This window comes from Azospirillum sp. A1-3 (genome assembly GCF_023806445.1).
In the GTDB taxonomy this organism is placed as follows: domain Bacteria; phylum Pseudomonadota; class Alphaproteobacteria; order Azospirillales; family Azospirillaceae; genus Azospirillum.
Genome location: NZ_JAMSLU010000001.1, coordinates 443,539 through 463,557, shown reverse-complemented (window position 1 = coordinate 463,557; position 20,019 = coordinate 443,539). Strand labels below are relative to the sequence as shown.

Here is a 20,019-nt window from a genome sequence, read left to right as displayed (position 1 = left end):
TAAGACTTAGATCAGAAGCCGGGCCGCTGCGCCATTCCGACAAAGGGCGGAGGACGCTTCCGCATCCGGCGTCGGCCGCGCTATAAGACGCCCATGGTGCAACGCCGCCCCGCCCCGTCCCGTCGCCGCAAGCGATCCGCCGCCCGACCGCCCCAGCCGCCGCGGGCGCTGGAGATTTCCGGCCTGCCGATGCCACTGGAGTTGCGGGAGAGCGCGCGCGCCACCCGCATGACCCTGCGCGTCGATCCCGGTCGCGGGCTGGTCCAGGTGGTGGTGCCGGTCGGCGTGTCGGAAACCGACGCCCGCCAGTTCGTCGGCCGCCATGACGGCTGGCTGCGGGCGCGGCTGGCGGCGATGCCGCCCTCCCTGCCCTTCGCCGACGGCGCCAGCGTCCCCTATCTCGGCGTCGAGCATGTCATCCGCCACGACCCTGCCCTGCGCGGTGCGACCAGGATCGAGGACGGCGCCCTGCTGGTCGGCGGCCAGCCGGAGCACATCGCCCGCCGCATCCGCGATTTCCTGACCGCCGAGGCCAAGCGCGAACTGGCGACCCGTGCCCGGTTGAAGGCCGCGACCATCGACGCCCGCGTCGCCGCCGTCACCATCCGCGACACCAGGAGCCGCTGGGGCAGCTGTTCGTCCACCGGCCGGCTGTCCTTCTCCTGGCGCCTGATCCTGACGCCCGAACCGGTGCTGGATTATGTCGTCGGGCATGAGGTGGCGCATCTGCGCGAGATGAACCATTCCCCGCGCTTCTGGGCGCTGTGCGCCAGCCTGACCGACGGCACCGGCGTGGAATGGCCGCGGGCATGGCTGAAGGCGAACGGGACAAGGCTGCTGCGCTACGGGTGACCACAGTGCGGGTATGGGCGCCTAGTCCACCACCTCCGCCACCAGCAGCCCGGCCGCGGCGGCATCGCGGCGGACGAACTCCAGGAAATCTTCGTAGGGCATCGGACGGCCCAGCAGATAGCCCTGGCACTGGTCGCAGCCCATCCCGGCGAGGCAGTCGTACTGCTCCTCCGTCTCCACCCCTTCGGCCAGCGTCTGCATGCGCAAGGACCGGGCCATGCCGATGATCGCCTCGGCGATGGCGCCGCTGTCCGGGTCGTCGGCCTGCAGGCCGCTGACGAAGCTGCGGTCGATCTTCAGCTTGTCGACGCGGAAGCGCTTCAGATAGGCCAGCGAGGAATAGCCGGTGCCGAAATCGTCGATGGCGAGCGGCACGCCCATCTCGCGCAACTGCGAGAAGGTTTCCGAGACCACATCGGACTCGTCCATCAGGACGCTTTCCGTCACTTCCAGCTCCAGCGCCGACGGCGGGATGCCGTAGGCAGACAGCCAGCCCGCCACCCGCTCCGCCAATCCGGGGCGGCGCACCTGCACCGCCGACAGGTTGATGGCGATCAGCAGGTCGCGGTGGCGCAGCAGTTCAGACACCCGGCGGCAAGCCTCGCCCAGCACCCAGTCGCCGAGCGGCAGGATCAGGCCGGTATCCTCGGCCACCGGAATGAACTGGCCGGGCATGATCAGCGTGCCGTCGGGCTGGCGCCAGCGAACCAGCGCCTCCGCCCCGACCAGCCGGCGGTCGTCCAGCGAGAACTGCGGCTGGAAATGCAGCTCCAGCTCGTTGTTGGCCAAGGCGCGGCGCAGGTTGTTTTCCGTCCACATGCGCTCCGACGCACGGCGGTTCAGCTCCGGCGTGAAGAACCGGTAGGTCGCGCGCCCGGCCTCCTTGGCGGCATACATCGCCATGTCGGCGCTCTTCAGCAGCGCGTCGATGCCGGTGCCGTCGTCGGGATAGATCGCGATGCCGATGGACGGCGTGACCTGCAGCTCGTGCCCGTCGATCAGATAGGGTTCCGACAGGGCGTGCAGCACCTTGCGCGCGACGATGCCGGCGGCGTCGGGGCTGTCCATGTCGCTGATGAGGATGATGAACTCGTCGCCGCCCTGCCGGCTGACCGTGTCGCTGGCCCGCACGGTGCCGCTCAGCCGCACCGCCACCTCGCGCAGAAGGCCGTCGCCGACCTGATGGCCCAGGCTGTCGTTGATGGTCTTGAAGCGGTCGAGATCGACGAACAGCAGCCCCACCTTGGTGCCGTGGCGGCCGGCGGCCAGGATCGCGCGCTCCAGCCGGTCGCGCAGCAGGAAGCGGTTGGGCAGGTCTGTCAGGAAGTCGAACTGCGCCAGATGGCGGATGCGCTCCTCCTGCGCGCGGGTCTCGGTGATGTCGGTGAAGGCGGCGATGTAGTTGGCGACGGCGCCGTCCTCGTTCCTGACCAGCTTGACGCTCAGCCATTCCGGAAACACCTCGCCGTTCTTGCGGGTGCTCCAGATCTCGCCGGCCCAATGGCCCTCGGCGCGCAGCTGCGCCCAAAGCTCGTCATAGAATTCCGACGGGTTGCGGTCGGAGCGCAGGAATTCCGGGCCGCGGCCCAGCACCTCGTCCCGCCCATAGCCGGTGATGCGGGAGAAGGCATCGTTTGCGGCGACGATCTGTCGGTGTTCGTTGGCGACGAACATGCCCTCCGCCGCGTTGTCGAACACCTTGGCCGACAGCCGCAGCTGCCATTCCGCCCGCTTGCGCTCGCTGATGTCGCGGGCGATGGCGGAGTAATAGACGTCGCCCTCGTAGGTGATGCGGCTGGCGGTGACCTCAAGCTCCAGCATGCGGCCGTCGGCGGTGAGATAGGCGGTCTCGTAATGGCTGGCCGCGTCCTCGCCCTCCGCGGCGAAGCGCTTCAGCAGGTCGGCCTGCCCCATCACCAGATCGTCCAGCCTGCCGCCCAGCGCCTTGCAGCCGAATGGGTTGACGTAGGCGATGCGCAGGCCGGCATCGGCCAGCACGACGATCTCGGACACATGGTCGATGAAGAAGTTGGCGAGATAGAGCTGGCGCGCCCGTTCGCGCAGCATGCTGTCGCTGTGCCGGACCCGCAGCTGGTAGCTGCCGACGATGCGCCGGATCCAGCCGGTGACCAGCCACGACACGCCGACCGAGGCCGCCAGCGCCACGCCCAGCACGGCGACCGTGGTCCAGACCCGCTGGTTGACGCCGCGGCTGATCTCCGCCCGGCGGGCCTCCATCTCGCGGCCGACATCGTCGATGTAGGAGCCGGCGACCAGGATCCAGCCCCAGACGTTCGGCGCGGAAACATAAGCCATCTTCGGCGTCGGCCGCGCCGAGACCGGATGGATCCAGTCGTAGCGCAGTTCGCCGCCGCCCTGACGCCCGACGTCCAGCATGCGGGTGACGATGTCGCGCTCGGTCTTCCAGGGCAGGTCGCGGGCGTTCATTCCCTCCGACGCCGGGGCGGTGGGCGACAGCAGCACCTGCCCGTCCTGGCGCAGCACGCCGATGAAGCCGGTCTCGCCGAATCGGAAGGCGCGCAGGCGATCCAGCGATTCATGCTGCAGCCGCGTCTCCACGGCGCTCAGCGAATCGCTGGCTCCGATCAGCCAGTCATAGGGTTCGAACAGACGGACGAAGGCCAGCTTGTCGACGGTCTGCGTCGGATCGTCGGGCTGGTTCACGCGATAGCGGGCGAAGCCGCGCCGGTTGGGGTCATGGGCAGCCCGCATCAGCTCGTCCACGACCGAATCCTCCGCCGTGTCAGGCACGGCGGAGGGCGACGTCCCGTCCTTTGGCGTCCCCTCCCGCGACGGGTCCACCGGCATCAGGACCGAGTTGCCGTTCATGTCGTGGATGAAGTAGTAGCCGCGACCGCCGGAAAAGCGCAGCGGCCGCAGGGTCTGCTTGATCGATTCCTTCACCGCCGCTTCGGGCAGGATGTTCCGTTCCCGGTCATGGACGCTGCGGGCGATGGCATAGGCCTCGTTCACCTGGGTGCGCAGATGGTCCTTCAGCAGCGGTTCGACGCGCGAGCGCATGTAGGCCAGATAGGACTGCGCGTTCTCCACCTCCTGCATCAGGGTCTGACGTTGCTCCTGGAGATAGCGCGTCTCGCTCTGGTGCAGGTCGTGCTCCAGGTCCGCCCAATGCTGCCAGACGAAGTAGAAGCCAAGCCCGAGGACGAGTGCCGACACCAGCGCCATCGACGCCAGGAACTGCAGGCGGTAGAGCCGGGCCTCGTCGGACGAGCGCGACGGCGCACGGACCAGTTCGACGACGGGGTCGGACAAGAAGGGCTCCCTTCGGATAGGCTTTCCGGATGCGAGCTTGGGCCAGCCCCGATGCGCTGTGCAAGTGTTGCTTAATGCTCGCGCCGATTCAACTGCGAGCGAACCAAATCCACCGCGGCGCGACTCTTTGACTGTTTTCCTCTCCCCTTGATCGCCATGGGGTGGCGCCGCGGCGAACGGACAGGGAATCGGCGGAAAGTCGGTCCATTCAATCTTAGGTGCGGATTCCCTTCGGCCGGCAACGATTCGACCGCGAAGATTAATGACGCCGCAGGCCGCCGCCGGCGCCCGATCGTGGCCATGTCCGGGCCGGGTCGGGCATGGCGCATCGTGAGGCTTTAAAACGCCCCCCGGCACCGCTATGGTCGCGCGCGCGTGGCTTTGAGACCCGCAAGCCACCCCCGACCCAGCGCCCGAGACCCAGCGCCCGCATCCTCCGGAGAGTGCCGATGATCCCCCGCTATACCCGCCCCGAAATGGCCCGCATCTGGGAGCCGGAAAACCGCTTCCGCATCTGGTTCGAGATCGAGGCGCACGCCTGCGACGCGCAGGCCGAGCTGGGCGTGATCCCGAAGGACGCCGCCAAGGCGGTGTGGGAGCGCGGCAAGTGGGAAATCGACCGCATCGACGAGATCGAGCGCGAGACCCGGCACGACGTCATCGCCTTCCTGACCAACCTCGCCGAGTATGTCGGCCCCGAGGCCCGCTTCGTCCACCAGGGCATGACCTCGTCGGACGTGCTGGACACCTGTCTCGCCGTGCAGATGACCCAGGCCGCCGACCTGCTGCTGGCCGACATGGACGCCCTGCTGGCCGCGCTGAAGCGCCGGGCGTACGAACACAAGAACACCGTCACCATCGGCCGCAGCCACGGCATCCATGCCGAGCCGACGACCTTCGGCCTGAAGCTGGCCGGCCATTACGCCGCCTTCGCCCGTGGGCGCGAGCGTCTGGTCCAGGCGCGCCAGGACATCGCCACCTGCGCCATTTCCGGCGCCGTCGGCACCTTCGCCAACATCGACCCGCGGGTGGAGGAGCATGTCGCCGCCAAGCTGGGCCTGTCGGTGGAGCCGGTGTCGACCCAGGTCATCCCGCGCGACCGCCACGCCTTCTTCTTCTCCGTGCTGGGGGTGATCGCGTCGAGCATCGAGAATCTGGCGACGGAAGTCCGCCACCTGCAGCGCACCGAGGTTCGCGAGGCGGAGGAGTATTTCCACCCCGGCCAGAAGGGCTCGTCGGCGATGCCGCACAAGCGCAACCCGGTCCTGTCGGAAAACCTGACCGGTCTGGCCCGCATCGTCCGCTCCGCCGTGGTCCCGGCGCTGGAGAACGTGGCGCTCTGGCACGAGCGCGACATCTCGCACAGCTCGGTCGAGCGCATGATCGGCCCCGACGCCACCGTCACGCTGGACTTCGCCCTGGTGCGCCTGACCAGCATGATGGAAAAGCTGGTGGTCTATCCGGAGCGCATGCAGAAGAACCTGGACGATCTGGGCGGTCTGGTCTTCTCGCAGCGCGTCCTGCTGGCGCTGACCCAGGCCGGCATGAGCCGCGAGGACAGCTACAAGGCGGTGCAGCGCAACGCCATGCAGGTGTGGGAGAAGGGCGGCAACTATCTGGACCTGCTGTCGGCAGATCCCGACATCGCCAAGCATATCGGCCGCGACAAGCTGGAGCCGATGTTCGACATGTCCTACCACACCAAGCATGTCGACACCGTGTTCAAGCGCGTGTTCGGCGAGTGACCTGCTGATGGCGCGGGCCGTTACGGCGTCTTCCGCAGAACGGCAAATATTTGCCGGTGGATGACAAACGGCCCGGCCGCACCTAATCTATCTCGAGAAGCACGTGCCCGGGCGGGGCAATCCTGAACAGAACGAGGACTGTACCCATGGCGATGGAAGCCGCCACGATCGAAAAGCTCATCAAGGAAGGCATCCCCGACGCAGTCGTGGAGATTGCCGACCTGCGGGGCGATGGCGACCACTATGCCGCGCTCGTCACCTCCGCCACCTTCAAGGGCAAGAGCCGGGTGCAGCAGCACCAGATGGTCTACGCGTCCCTGCAGGGAAAGATGGGCGGCGAACTGCACGCCCTGGCGCTGACCACCGCGGTGCCGGAAGGCGCCTGAACAGCAGATGCCGGAAGGCGCCTGAGTATTCGTCACATTGGACAAGGTCCCGGCACCGCCGGGCCTAATCGGAAGGGTTATCGAGTCATGGTCGATCAGAACGTCGTCGAGCGCATCGAGCAGGACATCAAGAACAACGATGTCGTGCTGTACATGAAGGGGACCCCGGTGTTCCCGCAGTGCGGCTTCTCCGCCGCCGTCGTCCAGGTGCTGAGCCATACCGGCGTCAAGTTCAAGGGCGTCAACATCCTGGAGGATCCGGGCCTGCGCCAGGGCCTGAAGGAATACTCGAACTGGCCGACCTTCCCGCAGCTCTACGTCAAGGGCGAGCTGGTCGGCGGCTGCGACATCGTCCGCGAGATGTACGAGTCGGGCGAACTGCAGACCCTGATGGCCGACAAGGGCGTCGCCACCGGCGCCGCCGCCTGACGGCATCGCCGGTCCAGGCCGAAACAGAAAAGCCCCGCTCCGGCGGGGCTTTTTCTTTGTGTGCCGTTACTTCTTCTTCGGCTTCGGCGGCGCGTCGTTCGGGCCGTAGAGGATGAAGGCGGAGAAGCTGGTCCCGCCGGAGGCGAGGTCCAGCAGGTCGTCCGGCAGCTCGCTCTGATCGGCGGCGGGCAGGACCAGGGTCATTTCGCCCGGCTGCTCCTCCACCACCTTGATGGCGATGCCGGGGATCGGATCGGTGCCGAACAGGGTCTTCAGGGCCGCATGCGGGTCCTTGACCAGCAGGGTGCGGAACGCAGCGTCGGATTGCGCACGATCCACCAGGGCGGCTTCGGCTTGACGACGGAGTTGCAGCAGAGGATCGACACCAGCCTGCGAAGTCATAACCCACCTTTCCGCAATTGTTTAAGAACTGAAACCGTATCGATGCACCGGTCCAGCAAGCATAGACGCGGCAATAAGATCGCTATATACATGCAATCAACGAACCGGCAAGCGGAAATTGTATTGCGCTATCTGGCGTTACGCGGATGCGTCGGCGGGAACTTGGTCCATGATAACTCAATCAGAAGTTATTCGCCCCGTCTCTCCGGACGAAGCCGACGCGGTGGCACCGCTGACCTGGGCGTCCTACCGCTCCCTGCTGTCGCTCACCGACCCGGAAGAGAAACGGCTTTGCCGGCCCTGCGCCGTTGCCGCGTGGGACGGTGACCGGCCGGTCAGCCTTGCGCTGTCGGCCGTATCGCCGGGCCGCCCCTTGGAGGCGGGAGAGCAGACGCTGCTGTCGCTGACCGTCGCCCGGCCCTGGCGCCGGCGCGGACTGGCGCTGCGGCTGCTGGCGGCGCTGGAGGGCGCCCTGCCCTCACTCGGCGTCCGGCAACTGGCCGTCAGTTACTCCAGCCGGTTGCCGGCGGCGGATCCCTTCGCCGCCACCCTGCGCGCCGCCGGCTGGCCGGAACCGGAACCGTCGCGGCTGCGCATCTGCGGGGCCGTGCGCGACACCGTCAAGGTCTTCCGTGATCGCGATTCGCTGATGACGCGCATGACGGCGGAAGGCTTCCGCCTGTGGTCCTGGCGGGAGCGCGGGAGGGAGGCGGAAACGCTCGCCCAGGCGCTGATCGACCGCGGCAAGGCGCCGGTCTGGGCACGGCCCACCCATTGGCGCGGCATGCTGGACCCCGACCTGTCGCTGGTCATCGGCGCGGACGACGTCATCGTCGGCTGGGCGTTGTGCGTGCATCAGCCCGATCTGTCGCGCTGGTTCTTCCCCATCGGCTGGGTCCGCCCACCCTATGACCGCCGCGGCTGGCTGATGGGCGCCTATGCCGAGGGGGCTGAGCGGGTGGCCGCCCGCCATGGCGGCGATTCGGTGGCGGTCATCGAGACGGCCAGCGGCCAGTCCGGCATGTGGCGGTTGTTCGAGCGAAGGTTCGCGCCGCACGCCCACTGGATCGACCGGATGATGACGAGCGAGCGCCCGCTCAATTTTTAGCATATCGGTTTCTAGCATGCCGCGAAGCGATGCCCGGCGCGCAGCCCCGCCATGCCCGGCGCCCCGCTGCCGGATTGCACAAACAATGTGCTAAACGGACGGTATGGTTCAGACCCCGCCGCCCGCCAAGGCCCCGATCTCCACAACCGCAGCGTTCGTCGCGGCGCTGGCCTCTTACCTGATCTGGGGGCTGGTCAACCCGGTCTTCTTCAAATCGCTGGGCGATGTCGGGGCGGTGGAGATCGTCGCGCACCGCGTGGTGTGGACCGTGGTGCTGGTCGGCATCGGCGTGCTGGCGACCCGCGGGCCGACGGCAGTCGTCGCTGCGGTGGGCAGCTGGCGCCGGCTGGGCATTCTGGTGGTCACCACCCTGCTGGTCACCGTCAACTGGACCGTCTTCATCTGGGCGGTGGTGAACAGCCGGCTGGTCGAGGCCAGCCTGGGATACTTCATCAACCCGCTGGTCAATGTGCTGCTGGGCGTGCTGTTCCTGCATGAGCGGCTCAGCCGCGGCCGGATGCTGGCGGTCGCCATCGCCGCGGCCGGCGTCGGCAGCCTTGTCGTCAGCTATGGCACCGTGCCCTGGGTCGCCCTGTCGCTGGCGCTGTCCTTCGGCTTCTACGCCCTGGTTCGCAAGAAGGCGGCGATCGACCCGGTGATCGGGCTGCTTGTGGAAACCGCCCTGCTGCTGCCGGCTGCGCTCGGTTATCTGCTGTGGCTGGGCGGCGACGGCGCCTTCGGACATGGCTGGGGCGAGAGCACGCTGCTGGTGCTGGCCGGACCGATGACGGCGGTGCCGCTGGTGCTGTTCATGTTCGGCGCGACGCGGCTGACCATGACCACGCTCGGGCTGCTGCAATATGTCGGGCCGACCGGGCAGCTTCTGCTGGGCGTGCTGGTCTATGGCGAGGCCTTCACCCGCAACCACGCCATCACCTTCGCCTGCATTTGGGTGGCGCTGGCGGTCTTTACCGCCGACGCGGTCCACAGCCATCGCAGCACAACCCGCGCCGCCGCCGCCGCGGAATAGCGGCGGCCTACCGCCGCGTCAGCGAGGCGTCAGTCCATGGGCGATGGTGTGGGCCAGCGTGCCGACCATCGCGCAGATGCCGGCATCGTCGCGGCCGAACACCACCTGATCGAGGAAGCCCAGCCCGAAACTGAGCGTCGCGATGCCGGCCGCCACATTGGCGAGGTCGGCATCGGCGGCGATCGCGCCGCGCGCGCGGAAGCCTTCCAGCCGCCTCAGCAGGCAGGGGATGCGGCTCTCCGACAGGGTGCGCGCCATTTCGTCCGCCACCGCCTGATCGACCAGCGCGCGGGCCAGCACAACGCGGGTGAAGTCGCGGCATTTCCAGCTGTGCTTCAACTGCGCGTGCAGGAAGCGGCCAAGGTCGGTTTCCAGGTCATCGTCCGGCGGCGGCAGGTCGCAGCCGCCCGCTTCCTCGCGCCAATAGCGCTCCACCACCGCCAGCAGCAGACCGCTCTTTCCTGAGAAATAGCGCTGGATCAGCTGTTCGTTGACCCCGGCCCGCCCGGCGATCTCGCGCGTCGTCGCCGCATCGAATCCGCGCTCTGCAAACACCAGCTTGGCGGCGTCGAGCAGCGCGCCCTCGGTCGCCGCGCGGTCGCGCTTGCGCGCCCCACCCTCGCACGCGCCCTCGGTCCCGTTGCCGGGGCAACAGCCGTCATCTTCCTTGCTTGCGTCCAAAGCCCGTCCCTCTCCGGTGCGTCCCGTCAGCTTCATAATAAGTATGCAGATACATACTTGACAAGCGGCGGGCTCTGGTTCAAGTATGTACTCACATACATACAAGCTGATTTGCCCAACAGGGGCCAAGAGGGGGTAGTCCCGCCATGCCGCAAAGCACTGCAAAGCCTGACCTGTTCACCCCGCTGCGCCTCGGCGCCATCGAGCTGCTGAACCGTGTCGTCATGGCGCCGATGACCCGCAGCCGCGCCGGCGAAGGCAACTGCCCGACCGCGCTCACCGCCGAATATTATGCGCAGCGCGCCTCCGCCGGCCTGATCATCACAGAGGCGACGCAGGTCTGCGACACCGCCCAGGGCTATCCCAACACGCCGGGCATCCACACCGACGCCCAGACCCTGGCTTGGCGCGCGGTTGCGGACGCCGTGCATGACGCCGGCGGGCGGATCGTTACCCAGCTCTGGCATGTCGGCCGCATCTCCCACCCGCGCTTCCAGCCGAACGGCGCCGCCCCGGTCGCCCCGTCGGCTATCGCGGCGAAGGGCCAGCTCTACACCGGCGCCGGCATGGAGCCCTTCCCGGTGCCCCGCGCCCTGGAGACCGCCGAGATTCCCGCTCTGGTCCGTCACTTCGCCGACGCCGCCAAGCGCGCGGTGTTCGATGCCGGTCTGGACGGCGTCGAGATCCACGCGGCCAACGGCTATCTGATCGACCAGTTCCTGCGCGACAGCACCAACACCCGCACCGACCAGTATGGCGGGACGGTGGAGAACCGCTGCCGCTTCCTGCTGGAAATCCTGGAGGCCACGGCCCATGCCGTCGGCGCCGACCGCATCGGTGTCCGCCTGTCGCCGACCGGCGTGTTCAACGACATGAAGGACAGCGACCCGCTGCCGCATTTCCTGGCGATCACCAAGGCGCTGAACCCGTTCAACCTCGCCTATCTGCATGTGATCGAAGGCCGGCCCGGCCACCATATGGCTCCGCCGGAGGGTGCGCCGCATGTGGCGTCCGCCCTGCGCGCCGCCTTCAAGGGTCCGTTCATCCTGAATGGCGGCTACAGCCGCGACGACGCCGACGCCGCACTCGCCAAGGGCGAGGCCGACGCGGTCAGCTTCGGCGAGGCCTTTATCTCCAACCCGGACCTGGCCGTGCGCTTCCGTGCCGATGCGTCGCTGGCCGAGCCGGACCGCACCACCTATTACGGCGGCGACGCCAAGGGCTACACCGACTATCCGGCCCTGGAGTCCGTCGCCGCCTGACCGGTTTGCGGCCTCCCTGCCCCGGCGGGGCCGCAATAACTCTCGACGTGAGAGAGCGCGTCGTGAGTGCGTCGTGAGACGCAAATCCCCGCTGCCCCCGGCCCGGTTCCCCCCTGGGCCGGGGGGCTTTTTTTGCGGCCGTTACCCCGCCCCGCCCTCGCCATCCAGTCCGCGAGCCAGCGCGGCGATGGTGCCGTAGCCGACCTGATCGGCCGGGTCGATCTCCGCCATCTTGGCGAGGATCGCCAGCGCCCTGTCGCGGTTGTGGCGGCGCAGTTCGATGAAGGCCAGCGCCTTCATGGTGAACAGGAAGAAGCGCGCCGGCCCGGCCGCCGTCCAGTCGGTGGAGCCTGCCGTCAGCTGCGACCAGTCCGCCGGAAAGCCGCCCTGCAATGCCGCGGCATCCAGCCCGATGCGGGCCACCCGCTCCGCCTCGCCCAGCTTCTTGCGGTTGAAGTAGAATTTGTAGAGCGCGTAGAAGACCGGCAGCACCCGCGGCCCCTTGCGGTGCGCCTCCCACAGCAGCGCCTCGCAGGCGTCGGGCACGTCGCGGGCCTTCACTGCCTTCTGCAGCAACTCGTCGATCTGTTCCGGCACATCGCCGAAGGCCATGCGGCCGTTCGACATCCTGAGTTCGATCGGTTCGTCGCTCATCGCTTCCCTCGCCTGGATTTTCCGCTGCAGCAATCAACCATCCGACGCACCGACGACGTCCCATGGTAGGCGCGTAGGCACAGGGAAAGACCACATTAATTTTGTGCGGCGAAGTGTCGCGGCTGTCGCAAAACCGACACGCGCCAAACCCGACAAAATCGTTGGAAGGCGAAACATTGTCGGACTCTCGCCACGCCATCCCCAGCTTACAATCCTTGCAAATCAATACTTTGCCGGTTTGGCACAGCCCTTGCTCTAGTCTTCGCCAGATCGGCCGGCACCCCCGGCAACGCGGCTTGAGGAGGCGGGACATGGTGACTCTGACGGATGCGGCGGTTTCCACCCTGGAACGGGTACTGGCGAAGTCGGGCGGTGCCGCCGCCGGCTTGCGGATCGCGGTGACCGACGGCGGCTGCGCCGGCCTGAAATACCAAATGGGCCTGGAGGCGGCGGCCGGCGACGACGACGCGGTGCTCAGCTTCGGCCCGGTCACCATCTTCGTCGACGCCAACAGCCAGCCCTTCCTGTCGGGCGTGGTGGTCGACTTCGTCGAGGGCATCGAAGGCTCCGGCTTCAAGTTCGACAACCCGAACGCGACCAGCAGCTGCGGCTGCGGCAAGTCCTTCTCGGCCGGTGAAGGCGGTGGCGGCTCCTGCTCGACCTCCTCGTCCAGTTGCGGATCGTCGGCCCCCTATTCGACCCACTGATCCCTCCCCGGACATTCTTCCCCTAGGCGCGCACCCCACGGAAAGGCAGCAGCGACATGTGGAACTACACCGACAAGGTCAAGGAACACTTCTTCAACCCGAAGAACTCCGGTGTCCTGAACAGCGCCAACGCGGTCGGCGAGGTCGGCTCCATCACCTGCGGCGACGCGCTGCGTCTGATGCTGAAGGTCGATCCCGACACCCAGATCATTCTGGATGCGAAGTTCCAGACCTTCGGCTGCGGCTCGGCCATCGCCTCAAGCTCCGCGCTGACCGAGATGATCATCGGCAAGACGGTGGACGAGGCGCTGACCCTGACCAACCGCGACATCGCCGAGTATCTGGGCGGCCTGCCGCCGGAGAAGATGCACTGCTCCGTCATGGGTGCCGAGGCCCTGCGCGCCGCCATCGCCAACTACAAGGGCGAGGCGTGGGAAGACGATCATGAGGAAGGCGAGCTGGTCTGCAAATGCTTCGGCATCGACGCCGCGATGATCGAGCGCGCGGTGACCGTCAACAGCCTGACCTCGCTGGAGGAGGTCACCCACTACACCAAGGCCGGTGGCTCCTGCCAGACCTGCCACGAGAAGATCGAGGAGGTGCTGGAAGAGGTGTTGGCGAAGACCGGCGCCCTGAAGCCCGCCAAGAAGCATGCCCCCGGCACCGTCGGTCTCGACGCCATCAAGCCATTGGAACCCAAGGCCGAACCGGCCGCGGCGCCAAAGCTGACGAATGTCCAGCGCATGCAGGTCATCATGAGCGCCATCGAGGAGATGCGCCCCCAAATCCAGCGCGACGGCGGCGATGTGGAGCTGGTCGATATCGACGGCAAGGACATCTACGTCCGGCTCTCCGGCGCCTGCTCCGGCTGTTCGCAGTCGGCCGGGACGATGATGGGCGTGCAGATGAAGCTGGTCGAGAAGCTCGGCGAGTTCGTGCGGGTCAAGCCCGCCTCTCTGATGCCAGTGGGAGCTTAATGCCATGAGCCAGGGCATCTATCTCGACAACAACGCCACCACCCGCGTCGATCCGGAAGTGTTGCAGGAGATGCTGCCGCTCTTCACCGAGCATTTCGGCAACCCGTCGTCGATGCACGGCTTCGGCGCCGCGGTGGGCGGCAAGATCGAATGGGCGCGCAAGCAGGTTCAGGCCCTGCTCGGCGCCGCCCATGACAGCGAGATCGTCTTCACCTCCGGCGGGACGGAGAGCGACAACACCGCCATCCTGTCGGCTCTGGAGGCCTATCCGAAGAAGCGCGAGATCGTCACCAGCGTGGTCGAACACCCCGGTGTGCTGGCGCTCTGCGAGTATCTGGAGAAGAAGCGTGGCTATAAGGTCCACCGCATCCCGGTGGACGGCAAGGGCAACCTTGATATGGCGGCCTACCGCGCGGCGCTGTCCGATCAGGTCGCCATCGTCTCCATCATGTGGGCCAACAACGAGACCGGGACGATCTTCCCGGTGGAGGAACTGGCGCGCATGGCGAAGGAGGCCGGCGCCCTCTTCCACACCGACGCGGTGCAGTCGCTCGGCAAGATCCCGATGAAGCTGGCCGACAGCGCCATCGACATGCTGTCGCTGTCCGGCCACAAGCTGCACGCTCCCAAAGGCATCGGCGCGCTCTACGTCAAGCGCGGCCTGCGCTACCGCCCGATGCTGCGCGGCGGCCATCAGGAACGCTCCCGCCGCGCCGGGACCGAGAATGCGCCGGGCATCGTCGGGCTGGGTGCCGCCGCCCAGCTGGCGCTGGTCCATATGGGCGAGGAGAACACGCGGGTGAAGGCGCTGCGCGACAAGCTGGAACAGGCGATCCTGGCGGCGGTGCCGAGCTGCTTCGTCACCGGCAACCCGGACAACCGCCTGCCCAACACCTGCAACATCGCCTTCGAATATATCGAGGGCGAGGCGATCCTCCTGCTGCTGAATGAGGCGGGAATCGCCGCGTCCTCCGGTTCCGCCTGCACCTCGGGCTCGCTGGAGCCGAGCCACGTCATGCGCGCCATGGGCGTGCCCTACACCGCAGCCCATGGCGCCACCCGCTTCTCGCTGTCGCGCGACACGACGGAGGAGGAGATCGACCGGGTCATCGCCGTGGTGCCGGGCATCATCGCCAAGCTGCGTAGCCTGTCGCCCTATTGGCAGCAGGGCGCGGACCGGCCGAAGGAATTCGCACCCGTTTATTCGTAACACCGGAATCGCAGGCCGGGTCGATGGCCCGTCCCGGCACCCCGCCCGACGACACCCCGTCGGGGCGGGTCCCCAGCCCGGCCTGCGACACTTCTGAAGGGGGCGGTGCTTGCCCCCGCGCGCGAGGTGCCCCCATGCCCACCACCTTCGCCACCATCAACGACACCACGCTGCGCGACGGCGAGCAGACCGCCGGCGTCGCCTTCACGCTCGACGAGAAGATCGCCATTGCCCGCGCGCTCGATGCCGCCGGCGTGCCGGAACAGGAAATCGGCATCCCCGCCATGGGCGAGGAGGAGCGCGAGGGCATCCGCGCCGTGGCCACGCTGGGGCTGAAGGGACGGCTGATGGTGTGGTGCCGCATGCACGACACCGACCTGAAGGCGGCGCTGTCCTGCAATGTCGGCTTCGTCAACCTGTCGATGCCGGTGTCCGACATCCACATCACGAAGAAGCTGAAGCGCAGCCGGACCTGGGCGCTCGCGGAAATCGAACGCAAAGTCAAACAGGCGCGCGACCATGGGCTGGAGGTCAGCGTCGGTGGCGAGGATTCGTCGCGTGCCGACATGGATTTCCTGATCGCCGCCGTCACCGTGGCGCAGGAGGCGGGCGCGCGGCGCTTCCGCTTCGCCGACACGCTGGGCGTGCTCGACCCCTTCCAGACGCGCACCTGCATCGAACGGCTGCGCCGGGCCACCGACCTGGAGATCGAGATCCACGCCCACGACGATCTAGGCCTCGCCAACGCCAACTCGCTGGCGGCGGTTCTGGGCGGGGCCACCCACGTCAACACCACAGTGAACGGTTTGGGCGAGCGTGCCGGCAATGCGCCGCTGGAGGAGGTGGTGGTGTCGCTGAAACACCTCTACCACATCGACAGCGGCGTGGAGACGCGGTCGCTCGGCACCATCAGCGATCTGGTGGAGCGGGCCTCCAACCGGCCGGTGGCGGTCAACAAGTCGATCGTCGGGTCCGCCGTCTTCACCCACGAGGCCGGCATCCATGTCGACGGGCTGCTGCGCGACCGCGCCACCTATCAGAATTTCGACCCGGCCGAGGTCGGGCGCGAGCACCGCATCGTGCTGGGCAAGCATTCCGGAACCGCGGCGGTGAAGCTGGCCTATGAACGGCTGGGCATCGCCTGCGACGACGCCACGGCCCAGGCGGTGCTGCCGCGCGTCCGCGCGCTGGCCACCCGCGCCAAACGGCCGCCCACGCCCGAGGAGTTGCACGCTTTCCTGGAGGCGGCGACATGACCAAGCCCGGCATCGTCGCTCTGCTGCGCGAGGACGTCGCCTGCGTCTTCGACCGCGACCCGGCGGCGCGCAACGTCTTCGACGTGCTGACCTGCTATCCAGGCATCCACGCGCTGGTGATGCACCGCTTCGCCAATGCAGCCTGGCGACGAAAATTGCGCTGGCCGGCGCGCTTCCTGTCCTATGTCGCCCGCGCGGTGACCAACATCGACATCCATCCCGGCGCCCGCATCGGCCGCCGCTTCTTCATCGACCATGGCGCCGGCGTGGTGATCGGCGAGACGGCCGAGATCGGCGACGACGTGACGCTCTATCACGGCGTCACGCTGGGCGGCACCTCCTGGACCAAGGGCAAGCGGCACCCGACGCTGATGGACGGCGTGCTGGTCGGTGCCGGCGCCAAGATCCTGGGGCCGATCACCGTCGGCACCAACGCGCGGGTCGGCGCCAATTCGGTGGTGATCAAGCCGGTACCGGATGGCATGACCGTGGTCGGTATCCCCGGCCGGGTGGTGCGGCCGGAAGCGCAGCGCCATCCTTCCGGCCGTAATCTTTCCGGACATGGCATCGACCTGGAACATCATCTGATGCCGGACCCGGTCGGAAAGGCCATCGCCTGCCTGATCGAGCACATCAACCGCATCGAAGCCCGGTTGGATGCTCACACCGCAACCGTACCGTCACAGTTTCCTGATAAGAACATCCGACTGTCGGAAATGCGGCTGGGCGATGCCCGTTTGGACGGCGTTGCCTGCAGCGCCTGTGGAAACATCTGCGATCAGGAGGGCTGCGGCCCCTCCCGCTCCACCCAGCAGCATGCGTGAGGAGTCTTCGACGATGAGCGATTTCACCGATGACCTCGACGATCTGGAAACCGCGGAAGACTTCCTGCGCTTCTTCCACGTCACTTACGACCAGCGCGTGATCAATGTGAACCGCCTGCACATCCTGCAGCGCTTCCACGATTACCTGTCGGCGGACCATGGGATGGAGGGGCTGGACAACGACGGCATGTCGGCGCGCTACCGTTTTCACCTCGAACGCGCCTATCAGGACTTCGTCGTGTCCAACGCCATCGCGGAAAAGACCTTCAAGGTCCACAAGGAAGAAGCGCGCAAGATGGCCGACCGCTTCGTCCCGCTCGACAGCCTGTTGGGATCGCCGGTCGGCTGAATCGCCGGCGCAAGAGCTTTGACGGAGGGGGCGTCTTGCAGCGCCCCCTTTGCCGTCAGTGGATTTTGCTCTCGTTCCGGCCGCCGTCGCGCCGGTAGACATGGACGTGATAGGCCGCCATCGGGTTCTCGTCGATGTAGCGCAGCAGTTCCTGCTCCGTCCGCGGCGAGGCGTCGCGGATCAGCACCTGCCAGGCGGGCTCCATCGTCGCGCGCAGCGTCTCGTCATGGGGCAACATGATGAATCCGGCCCATTCCGGATTGAAATCCGCGAGATAGCTCTTGGTGTAATGCTTCATCATCGCCGCGTCGTTGACGTTGACGCTTTCCATGTTTTCGAAACAGACTCGCAGGTCCATCGCCGGTCTCCTCATGGAAAAGGGAGCGGCCCCGCCGGCCGTCCATAATGGACAGGCACGGGTCCGCAATGCTCGCTGGTGAAAACACCCCTGAGACAGAGATGGTGCGTCGTACGGGTAAAAAACAAGGGTGCGGCGACATCCTGCGACGCTTCCGCTCCGTGACCCATGCGTTCGGCGCAGGCTGCGCCATTGGTCATAATCCTGCGCTTTTTGGTTTGCCGATCACTCGGCTCCTGTAAAATCGCTGTGACAGCCCTCTATGCGATCACGATGACAGATCTTACGCCTGCCTCCGACGCTCCCCTGCGCATCCTCATCATTGAAGACGAGAGCCTCGCCGCCATGGCATTGGAGGAAATTCTCGGGATGCTGGGATTCGCCGTCGTCGGGATCGAGGACAATGCGGACGCCGCGGTCGAGGCGGCCGAACGCCTGCGTCCGGATGTCGTGATGATGGACATCCGCCTGCTGGGGCCCCGCGACGGGATCGAGGCGGCGGCGGCGATCCGCGAGCGGACGGGCATCCGCTGCATCTTCACTTCCGCCTTCGGCGACCCCGAGACCCGCCACCGTGCCGCGGAGTGCGACCCCTTCGGATTCGTCCGCAAACCCTACTTCCCGGCCGAACTGCAGCGGGCGCTGGGCCACGCGGTGGACACGTTGAGGGAAGCCCCGGCACAGGCCCCCTCCCCAACCCTCCCCCGCCCACGGCGGGAGAGGGAGTAAGTCGCGGAGCTGCGGCAGTCCCCTCTCCCTCGAAGAGGGGGAGGGTTAGGGAGGGGGCAATGACTTTCCCCGACGACACCACTCCCCAAAAACAAATCGGCCCCCGCGCAAGGCCGCGCGGAGGCCATTCAGTTCCGGGGGAAGACACCAAACGGACCCGGTCAGCCGAACTTGTAGCTGATGCCGTAACCGCCGCGCGGATAGTCCCAGGCGATGTTGCCCTTGTCCTGGCAGACGACGCGGCAGGTGCCGCATTCCAGGCAGCCGTCGGTCACCAGCGTCACGCCGCCTGTCTCGTTCTTGCTGTAGCACGCGGCCGGGCAGCAGAAGGTGCAGGCTTGGCGTTCGCAGCTCTGGCAGGCCTCGACGCTCTTGATCTGGATGTGCGGCCGGCTTTCATCGACGATGTAGCGGTTCTGATAAAGCTTCTCTTCGACCTTGACCATGATGCTCATCGCACGGCCCTCACCAGCTTGATTGCGTCACCGACCAGTCCCATCACCGAGCGGCGCTTGATGAAGGACTTCATGATCTGCTTTTCCTTCGACTTCTTGTCGATGCTGTCGACGGTGAACCAGTTGTGGGCCGCCGCGGTGATTTCGTCGGGATAGGCGCCGAAGAACTGCTTGTTGCCGTGCATGATGCCCGGCAGCTCGCGGTACTTCTTCAGGTCCTTCATGATGAAGCTGTCATCCAGCTTCTTCTTGTAGGCGGCCAGGTTCGACGCGCTGTAGCCCTTTCCGGCGGCCTTCAGCTCGATCACCGTCTCCGCCGCCATCCGGCCCGACGCCATGGCAAGGTTGGAACCCTCGCGATGGGCGGCGTTGTTGAAGTGGGCGGCGTCGCCGACCACCATCCAGCCGTCGCCATAGAGCTGCGGAACCGCCTTGTAACCGCCCTCGGGGATCATGTGGGCGGCGTATTCCTTCATCTCCGCCCCTTCGATCAGCGGCTTGATGACGGGATGCTTCTTCAGATCCTCCAGCATCCGGTAAGGCGGGCAATCGCCGTTCTTGAAGTCGGAGATCAGGCAGCCGATGCCGATCGTCAGCGATTCCTTGTTGGTGTAGAGGAAGGCGGTGCCGACCATCCCCTTGGTCACCTTGCCCATGATCTCGATGACGACGCCTTCGTCCTCCTTGATGCCGAAGCGCTGCTGGATCAGCTCCGGATCGATGAAGAGGATTTCCTTGACCGCCAGCGCCACATTCTCCGGCGCGGCTTCATCCTGAAGGCCGGCGCGCTTGGCCAGCAAGGCGTTGACGCCGTCGGCCATGATGACGACGTCGGCATGGATTTCCCCGCCCTCGCGGTCGGTGCGCACGCCGATGACCTTGCCGGACGCATCGCGGATCAGCTCCGTCACCGTCGTCTCGCAGATCTGGAGACCGCCGACCTTGCGGATTTGCTCGCCCCACCATTTGTCGATGTTGGCGCGGATGATGGTGTAGCGGTTCGGCTTGTCGCTGTTGAAGGCTTCCGAGCGGTAGTTGGTGCCAACGTAATTGTCGTCGCCCAGCAGCCAGACGCGCTGTTCGATGATGTGGCGTTCGGTCGGGCAATCGTCCCGGAAGTCCGGGATGATCTTCTCCAGCTCATGGGCGTACATGATGCCGCCCTGGACATTCTTGGCGCCGGGATATTCGCCGCGCTCCAACTGGAGCACCTTCAGCCCCTGCTTCGCCAGCGTGTAGGTCGCGGCATTGCCGGACGGGCCGGCACCGATGACGATGGCATCGAACTTTTCGACCATGTCGACAGGCTCC

The 20,019-nt window shown here is 66.7% G+C and carries 21 protein-coding genes; 14 read left to right on the top strand and 7 right to left on the bottom strand.

Going from position 1 to position 20,019, the window contains the following annotated elements; all coding sequences use genetic code 11:
* The first annotated feature begins 93 nt into the window (after window positions 1–93).
* Window positions 94–852, top strand: coding sequence for a M48 family metallopeptidase (locus M5E06_RS02225; RefSeq protein WP_252136991.1), 759 nt, complete (start codon window positions 94–96; stop codon window positions 850–852).
* A 21-nt stretch (window positions 853–873) separates the two neighbouring features.
* On the opposite strand, the gene M5E06_RS02220 is transcribed toward M5E06_RS02225, so the two are convergent.
* On the bottom strand, window positions 874–4,146 hold the full coding sequence (locus M5E06_RS02220; protein ID WP_252136990.1) for a bifunctional diguanylate cyclase/phosphodiesterase: 3,273 nt from the start codon (window positions 4,144–4,146) through the stop codon (window positions 874–876).
* A gap of 449 nt (window positions 4,147–4,595) precedes the next feature.
* Between M5E06_RS02220 and purB the strand changes: the two genes are divergently transcribed.
* From purB to grxD, 3 genes are all read left to right on the top strand, one after another.
* On the top strand, window positions 4,596–5,891 hold the full coding sequence (gene purB / locus M5E06_RS02215) for an adenylosuccinate lyase (RefSeq protein WP_109076368.1): 1,296 nt from the start codon (window positions 4,596–4,598) through the stop codon (window positions 5,889–5,891).
* A gap of 146 nt (window positions 5,892–6,037) precedes the next feature.
* Window positions 6,038–6,277 carry a BolA/IbaG family iron-sulfur metabolism protein gene (locus M5E06_RS02210; RefSeq protein WP_109076367.1) on the top strand — a complete coding sequence of 80 codons (240 nt, stop codon included), beginning with the start codon at window positions 6,038–6,040 and terminating at the stop codon, window positions 6,275–6,277.
* Between the two features lie 87 nt (window positions 6,278–6,364).
* Window positions 6,365–6,706: a Grx4 family monothiol glutaredoxin gene (gene grxD, locus M5E06_RS02205; protein ID WP_109154349.1), complete on the top strand. Its 342-nt coding sequence runs from the start codon at window positions 6,365–6,367 to the stop codon at window positions 6,704–6,706.
* Between the two features lie 66 nt (window positions 6,707–6,772).
* Here the strand turns inward: grxD and M5E06_RS02200 are convergent, their stop codons facing one another.
* Complete coding sequence (locus tag M5E06_RS02200; protein WP_252136989.1) at window positions 6,773–7,108, bottom strand: NHLP leader peptide family RiPP precursor; 336 nt, start codon at window positions 7,106–7,108, stop codon at window positions 6,773–6,775.
* A 169-nt stretch (window positions 7,109–7,277) separates the two neighbouring features.
* Between M5E06_RS02200 and M5E06_RS02195 the strand changes: the two genes are divergently transcribed.
* Complete coding sequence (locus tag M5E06_RS02195) at window positions 7,278–8,216, top strand: hypothetical protein (protein WP_252136988.1); 939 nt, start codon at window positions 7,278–7,280, stop codon at window positions 8,214–8,216.
* Window positions 8,217–8,319: 103 nt separating this feature from the next.
* Complete coding sequence (gene rarD / locus M5E06_RS02190) at window positions 8,320–9,246, top strand: EamA family transporter RarD (protein WP_252136987.1); 927 nt, start codon at window positions 8,320–8,322, stop codon at window positions 9,244–9,246.
* Between the two features lie 18 nt (window positions 9,247–9,264).
* Here the strand turns inward: rarD and M5E06_RS02185 are convergent, their stop codons facing one another.
* Window positions 9,265–9,927, bottom strand: a complete 663-nt coding sequence (locus M5E06_RS02185) for a TetR/AcrR family transcriptional regulator (RefSeq protein WP_252136986.1) — start codon at window positions 9,925–9,927, stop codon at window positions 9,265–9,267.
* Between the two features lie 146 nt (window positions 9,928–10,073).
* Here M5E06_RS02185 and M5E06_RS02180 point away from each other — a divergent pair, with 146 nt between their 5' ends.
* On the top strand, window positions 10,074–11,189 hold the full coding sequence (locus tag M5E06_RS02180; protein ID WP_252136985.1) for an alkene reductase: 1,116 nt from the start codon (window positions 10,074–10,076) through the stop codon (window positions 11,187–11,189).
* A gap of 141 nt (window positions 11,190–11,330) precedes the next feature.
* Here M5E06_RS02180 and M5E06_RS02175 read toward each other — a convergent pair whose 3' ends face one another.
* Window positions 11,331–11,843 (bottom strand): hypothetical protein, encoded by a 513-nt coding sequence (locus M5E06_RS02175; protein ID WP_252136984.1) that lies wholly within the window; start codon window positions 11,841–11,843, stop codon window positions 11,331–11,333.
* 311 nt (window positions 11,844–12,154) lie between these two features.
* On the opposite strand from M5E06_RS02175, the gene M5E06_RS02170 reads away from it, so the two are divergent.
* From M5E06_RS02170 to nifW, 6 genes are all read left to right on the top strand, one after another.
* On the top strand, window positions 12,155–12,550 hold the full coding sequence (locus M5E06_RS02170; protein WP_109154355.1) for a HesB/IscA family protein: 396 nt from the start codon (window positions 12,155–12,157) through the stop codon (window positions 12,548–12,550).
* Window positions 12,551–12,606: 56 nt separating this feature from the next.
* Window positions 12,607–13,527, top strand: coding sequence for a Fe-S cluster assembly protein NifU (gene nifU, locus M5E06_RS02165; RefSeq protein ID WP_252136983.1), 921 nt, complete (start codon window positions 12,607–12,609; stop codon window positions 13,525–13,527).
* Between the two features lie 4 nt (window positions 13,528–13,531).
* On the top strand, window positions 13,532–14,737 hold the full coding sequence (nifS, locus tag M5E06_RS02160; protein ID WP_252136982.1) for a cysteine desulfurase NifS: 1,206 nt from the start codon (window positions 13,532–13,534) through the stop codon (window positions 14,735–14,737).
* 134 nt (window positions 14,738–14,871) lie between these two features.
* On the top strand, window positions 14,872–15,993 hold the full coding sequence (gene nifV, locus M5E06_RS02155) for a homocitrate synthase (RefSeq protein WP_252136981.1): 1,122 nt from the start codon (window positions 14,872–14,874) through the stop codon (window positions 15,991–15,993).
* The gene (cysE, locus tag M5E06_RS02150) at window positions 15,990–16,817 is read left to right on the top strand and encodes a serine O-acetyltransferase (protein ID WP_252136980.1); all 828 of its coding nucleotides are present in this window, start codon (window positions 15,990–15,992) and stop codon (window positions 16,815–16,817) included. Before nifV ends, cysE begins: the two co-directional genes overlap by 4 nt.
* 13 nt (window positions 16,818–16,830) lie before the next feature.
* A complete protein-coding gene (nifW, locus tag M5E06_RS02145) occupies window positions 16,831–17,166 on the top strand; it encodes a nitrogenase-stabilizing/protective protein NifW (protein WP_252136979.1) in 336 nt (111 codons plus the stop codon).
* 55 nt (window positions 17,167–17,221) lie between these two features.
* On the opposite strand, the gene M5E06_RS02140 is transcribed toward nifW, so the two are convergent.
* The gene (locus M5E06_RS02140) at window positions 17,222–17,524 is read right to left on the bottom strand and encodes a hypothetical protein (protein WP_109154361.1); all 303 of its coding nucleotides are present in this window, start codon (window positions 17,522–17,524) and stop codon (window positions 17,222–17,224) included.
* A gap of 273 nt (window positions 17,525–17,797) precedes the next feature.
* Here M5E06_RS02140 and M5E06_RS02135 point away from each other — a divergent pair, with 273 nt between their 5' ends.
* A complete protein-coding gene (locus M5E06_RS02135; RefSeq protein WP_252136978.1) occupies window positions 17,798–18,253 on the top strand; it encodes a response regulator in 456 nt (151 codons plus the stop codon).
* A 161-nt stretch (window positions 18,254–18,414) separates the two neighbouring features.
* Here M5E06_RS02135 and M5E06_RS02130 read toward each other — a convergent pair whose 3' ends face one another.
* Window positions 18,415–18,708 carry a ferredoxin family protein gene (locus M5E06_RS02130; protein WP_109154362.1) on the bottom strand — a complete coding sequence of 98 codons (294 nt, stop codon included), beginning with the start codon at window positions 18,706–18,708 and terminating at the stop codon, window positions 18,415–18,417.
* Window positions 18,705–20,006: an FAD-dependent monooxygenase gene (locus M5E06_RS02125; RefSeq protein WP_252136977.1), complete on the bottom strand. Its 1,302-nt coding sequence runs from the start codon at window positions 20,004–20,006 to the stop codon at window positions 18,705–18,707. Before M5E06_RS02125 ends, M5E06_RS02130 begins: the two co-directional genes overlap by 4 nt.
* Between the last annotated feature and the right edge of the window lie 13 nt (window positions 20,007–20,019).

Bases quoted from the DNA above. Each gene is read 5' to 3' on its own strand.
- M5E06_RS02200 (WP_252136989.1), bottom strand. From the start codon at position 7,108: ATGACTTCGCAGGCTGGTGTCGATCCTCTGCTGCAACTCCGTCGTCAA.
- rarD (WP_252136987.1), top strand. From the start codon at position 8,320: ATGGTTCAGACCCCGCCGCCCGCCAAGGCCCCGATCTCCACAACCGCA.
- cysE (WP_252136980.1), top strand. From the start codon at position 15,990: ATGACCAAGCCCGGCATCGTCGCTCTGCTGCGCGAGGACGTCGCCTGC.
- M5E06_RS02125 (WP_252136977.1), bottom strand. From the start codon at position 20,006: ATGGTCGAAAAGTTCGATGCCATCGTCATCGGTGCCGGCCCGTCCGGC.
- grxD (WP_109154349.1), top strand. From the start codon at position 6,365: ATGGTCGATCAGAACGTCGTCGAGCGCATCGAGCAGGACATCAAGAAC.
- M5E06_RS02175 (WP_252136984.1), bottom strand. From the start codon at position 11,843: ATGAGCGACGAACCGATCGAACTCAGGATGTCGAACGGCCGCATGGCC.
- nifV (WP_252136981.1), top strand. From the start codon at position 14,872: ATGCCCACCACCTTCGCCACCATCAACGACACCACGCTGCGCGACGGC.
- M5E06_RS02135 (WP_252136978.1), top strand. From the start codon at position 17,798: ATGACAGATCTTACGCCTGCCTCCGACGCTCCCCTGCGCATCCTCATC.
- M5E06_RS02130 (WP_109154362.1), bottom strand. From the start codon at position 18,708: ATGAGCATCATGGTCAAGGTCGAAGAGAAGCTTTATCAGAACCGCTAC.
- purB (WP_109076368.1), top strand. From the start codon at position 4,596: ATGATCCCCCGCTATACCCGCCCCGAAATGGCCCGCATCTGGGAGCCG.
- M5E06_RS02195 (WP_252136988.1), top strand. From the start codon at position 7,278: ATGATAACTCAATCAGAAGTTATTCGCCCCGTCTCTCCGGACGAAGCC.
- nifS (WP_252136982.1), top strand. From the start codon at position 13,532: ATGAGCCAGGGCATCTATCTCGACAACAACGCCACCACCCGCGTCGAT.
- M5E06_RS02180 (WP_252136985.1), top strand. From the start codon at position 10,074: ATGCCGCAAAGCACTGCAAAGCCTGACCTGTTCACCCCGCTGCGCCTC.
- M5E06_RS02210 (WP_109076367.1), top strand. From the start codon at position 6,038: ATGGCGATGGAAGCCGCCACGATCGAAAAGCTCATCAAGGAAGGCATC.
- nifW (WP_252136979.1), top strand. From the start codon at position 16,831: ATGAGCGATTTCACCGATGACCTCGACGATCTGGAAACCGCGGAAGAC.
- M5E06_RS02225 (WP_252136991.1), top strand. From the start codon at position 94: ATGGTGCAACGCCGCCCCGCCCCGTCCCGTCGCCGCAAGCGATCCGCC.
- nifU (WP_252136983.1), top strand. From the start codon at position 12,607: ATGTGGAACTACACCGACAAGGTCAAGGAACACTTCTTCAACCCGAAG.
- M5E06_RS02170 (WP_109154355.1), top strand. From the start codon at position 12,155: ATGGTGACTCTGACGGATGCGGCGGTTTCCACCCTGGAACGGGTACTG.
- M5E06_RS02140 (WP_109154361.1), bottom strand. From the start codon at position 17,524: ATGGACCTGCGAGTCTGTTTCGAAAACATGGAAAGCGTCAACGTCAAC.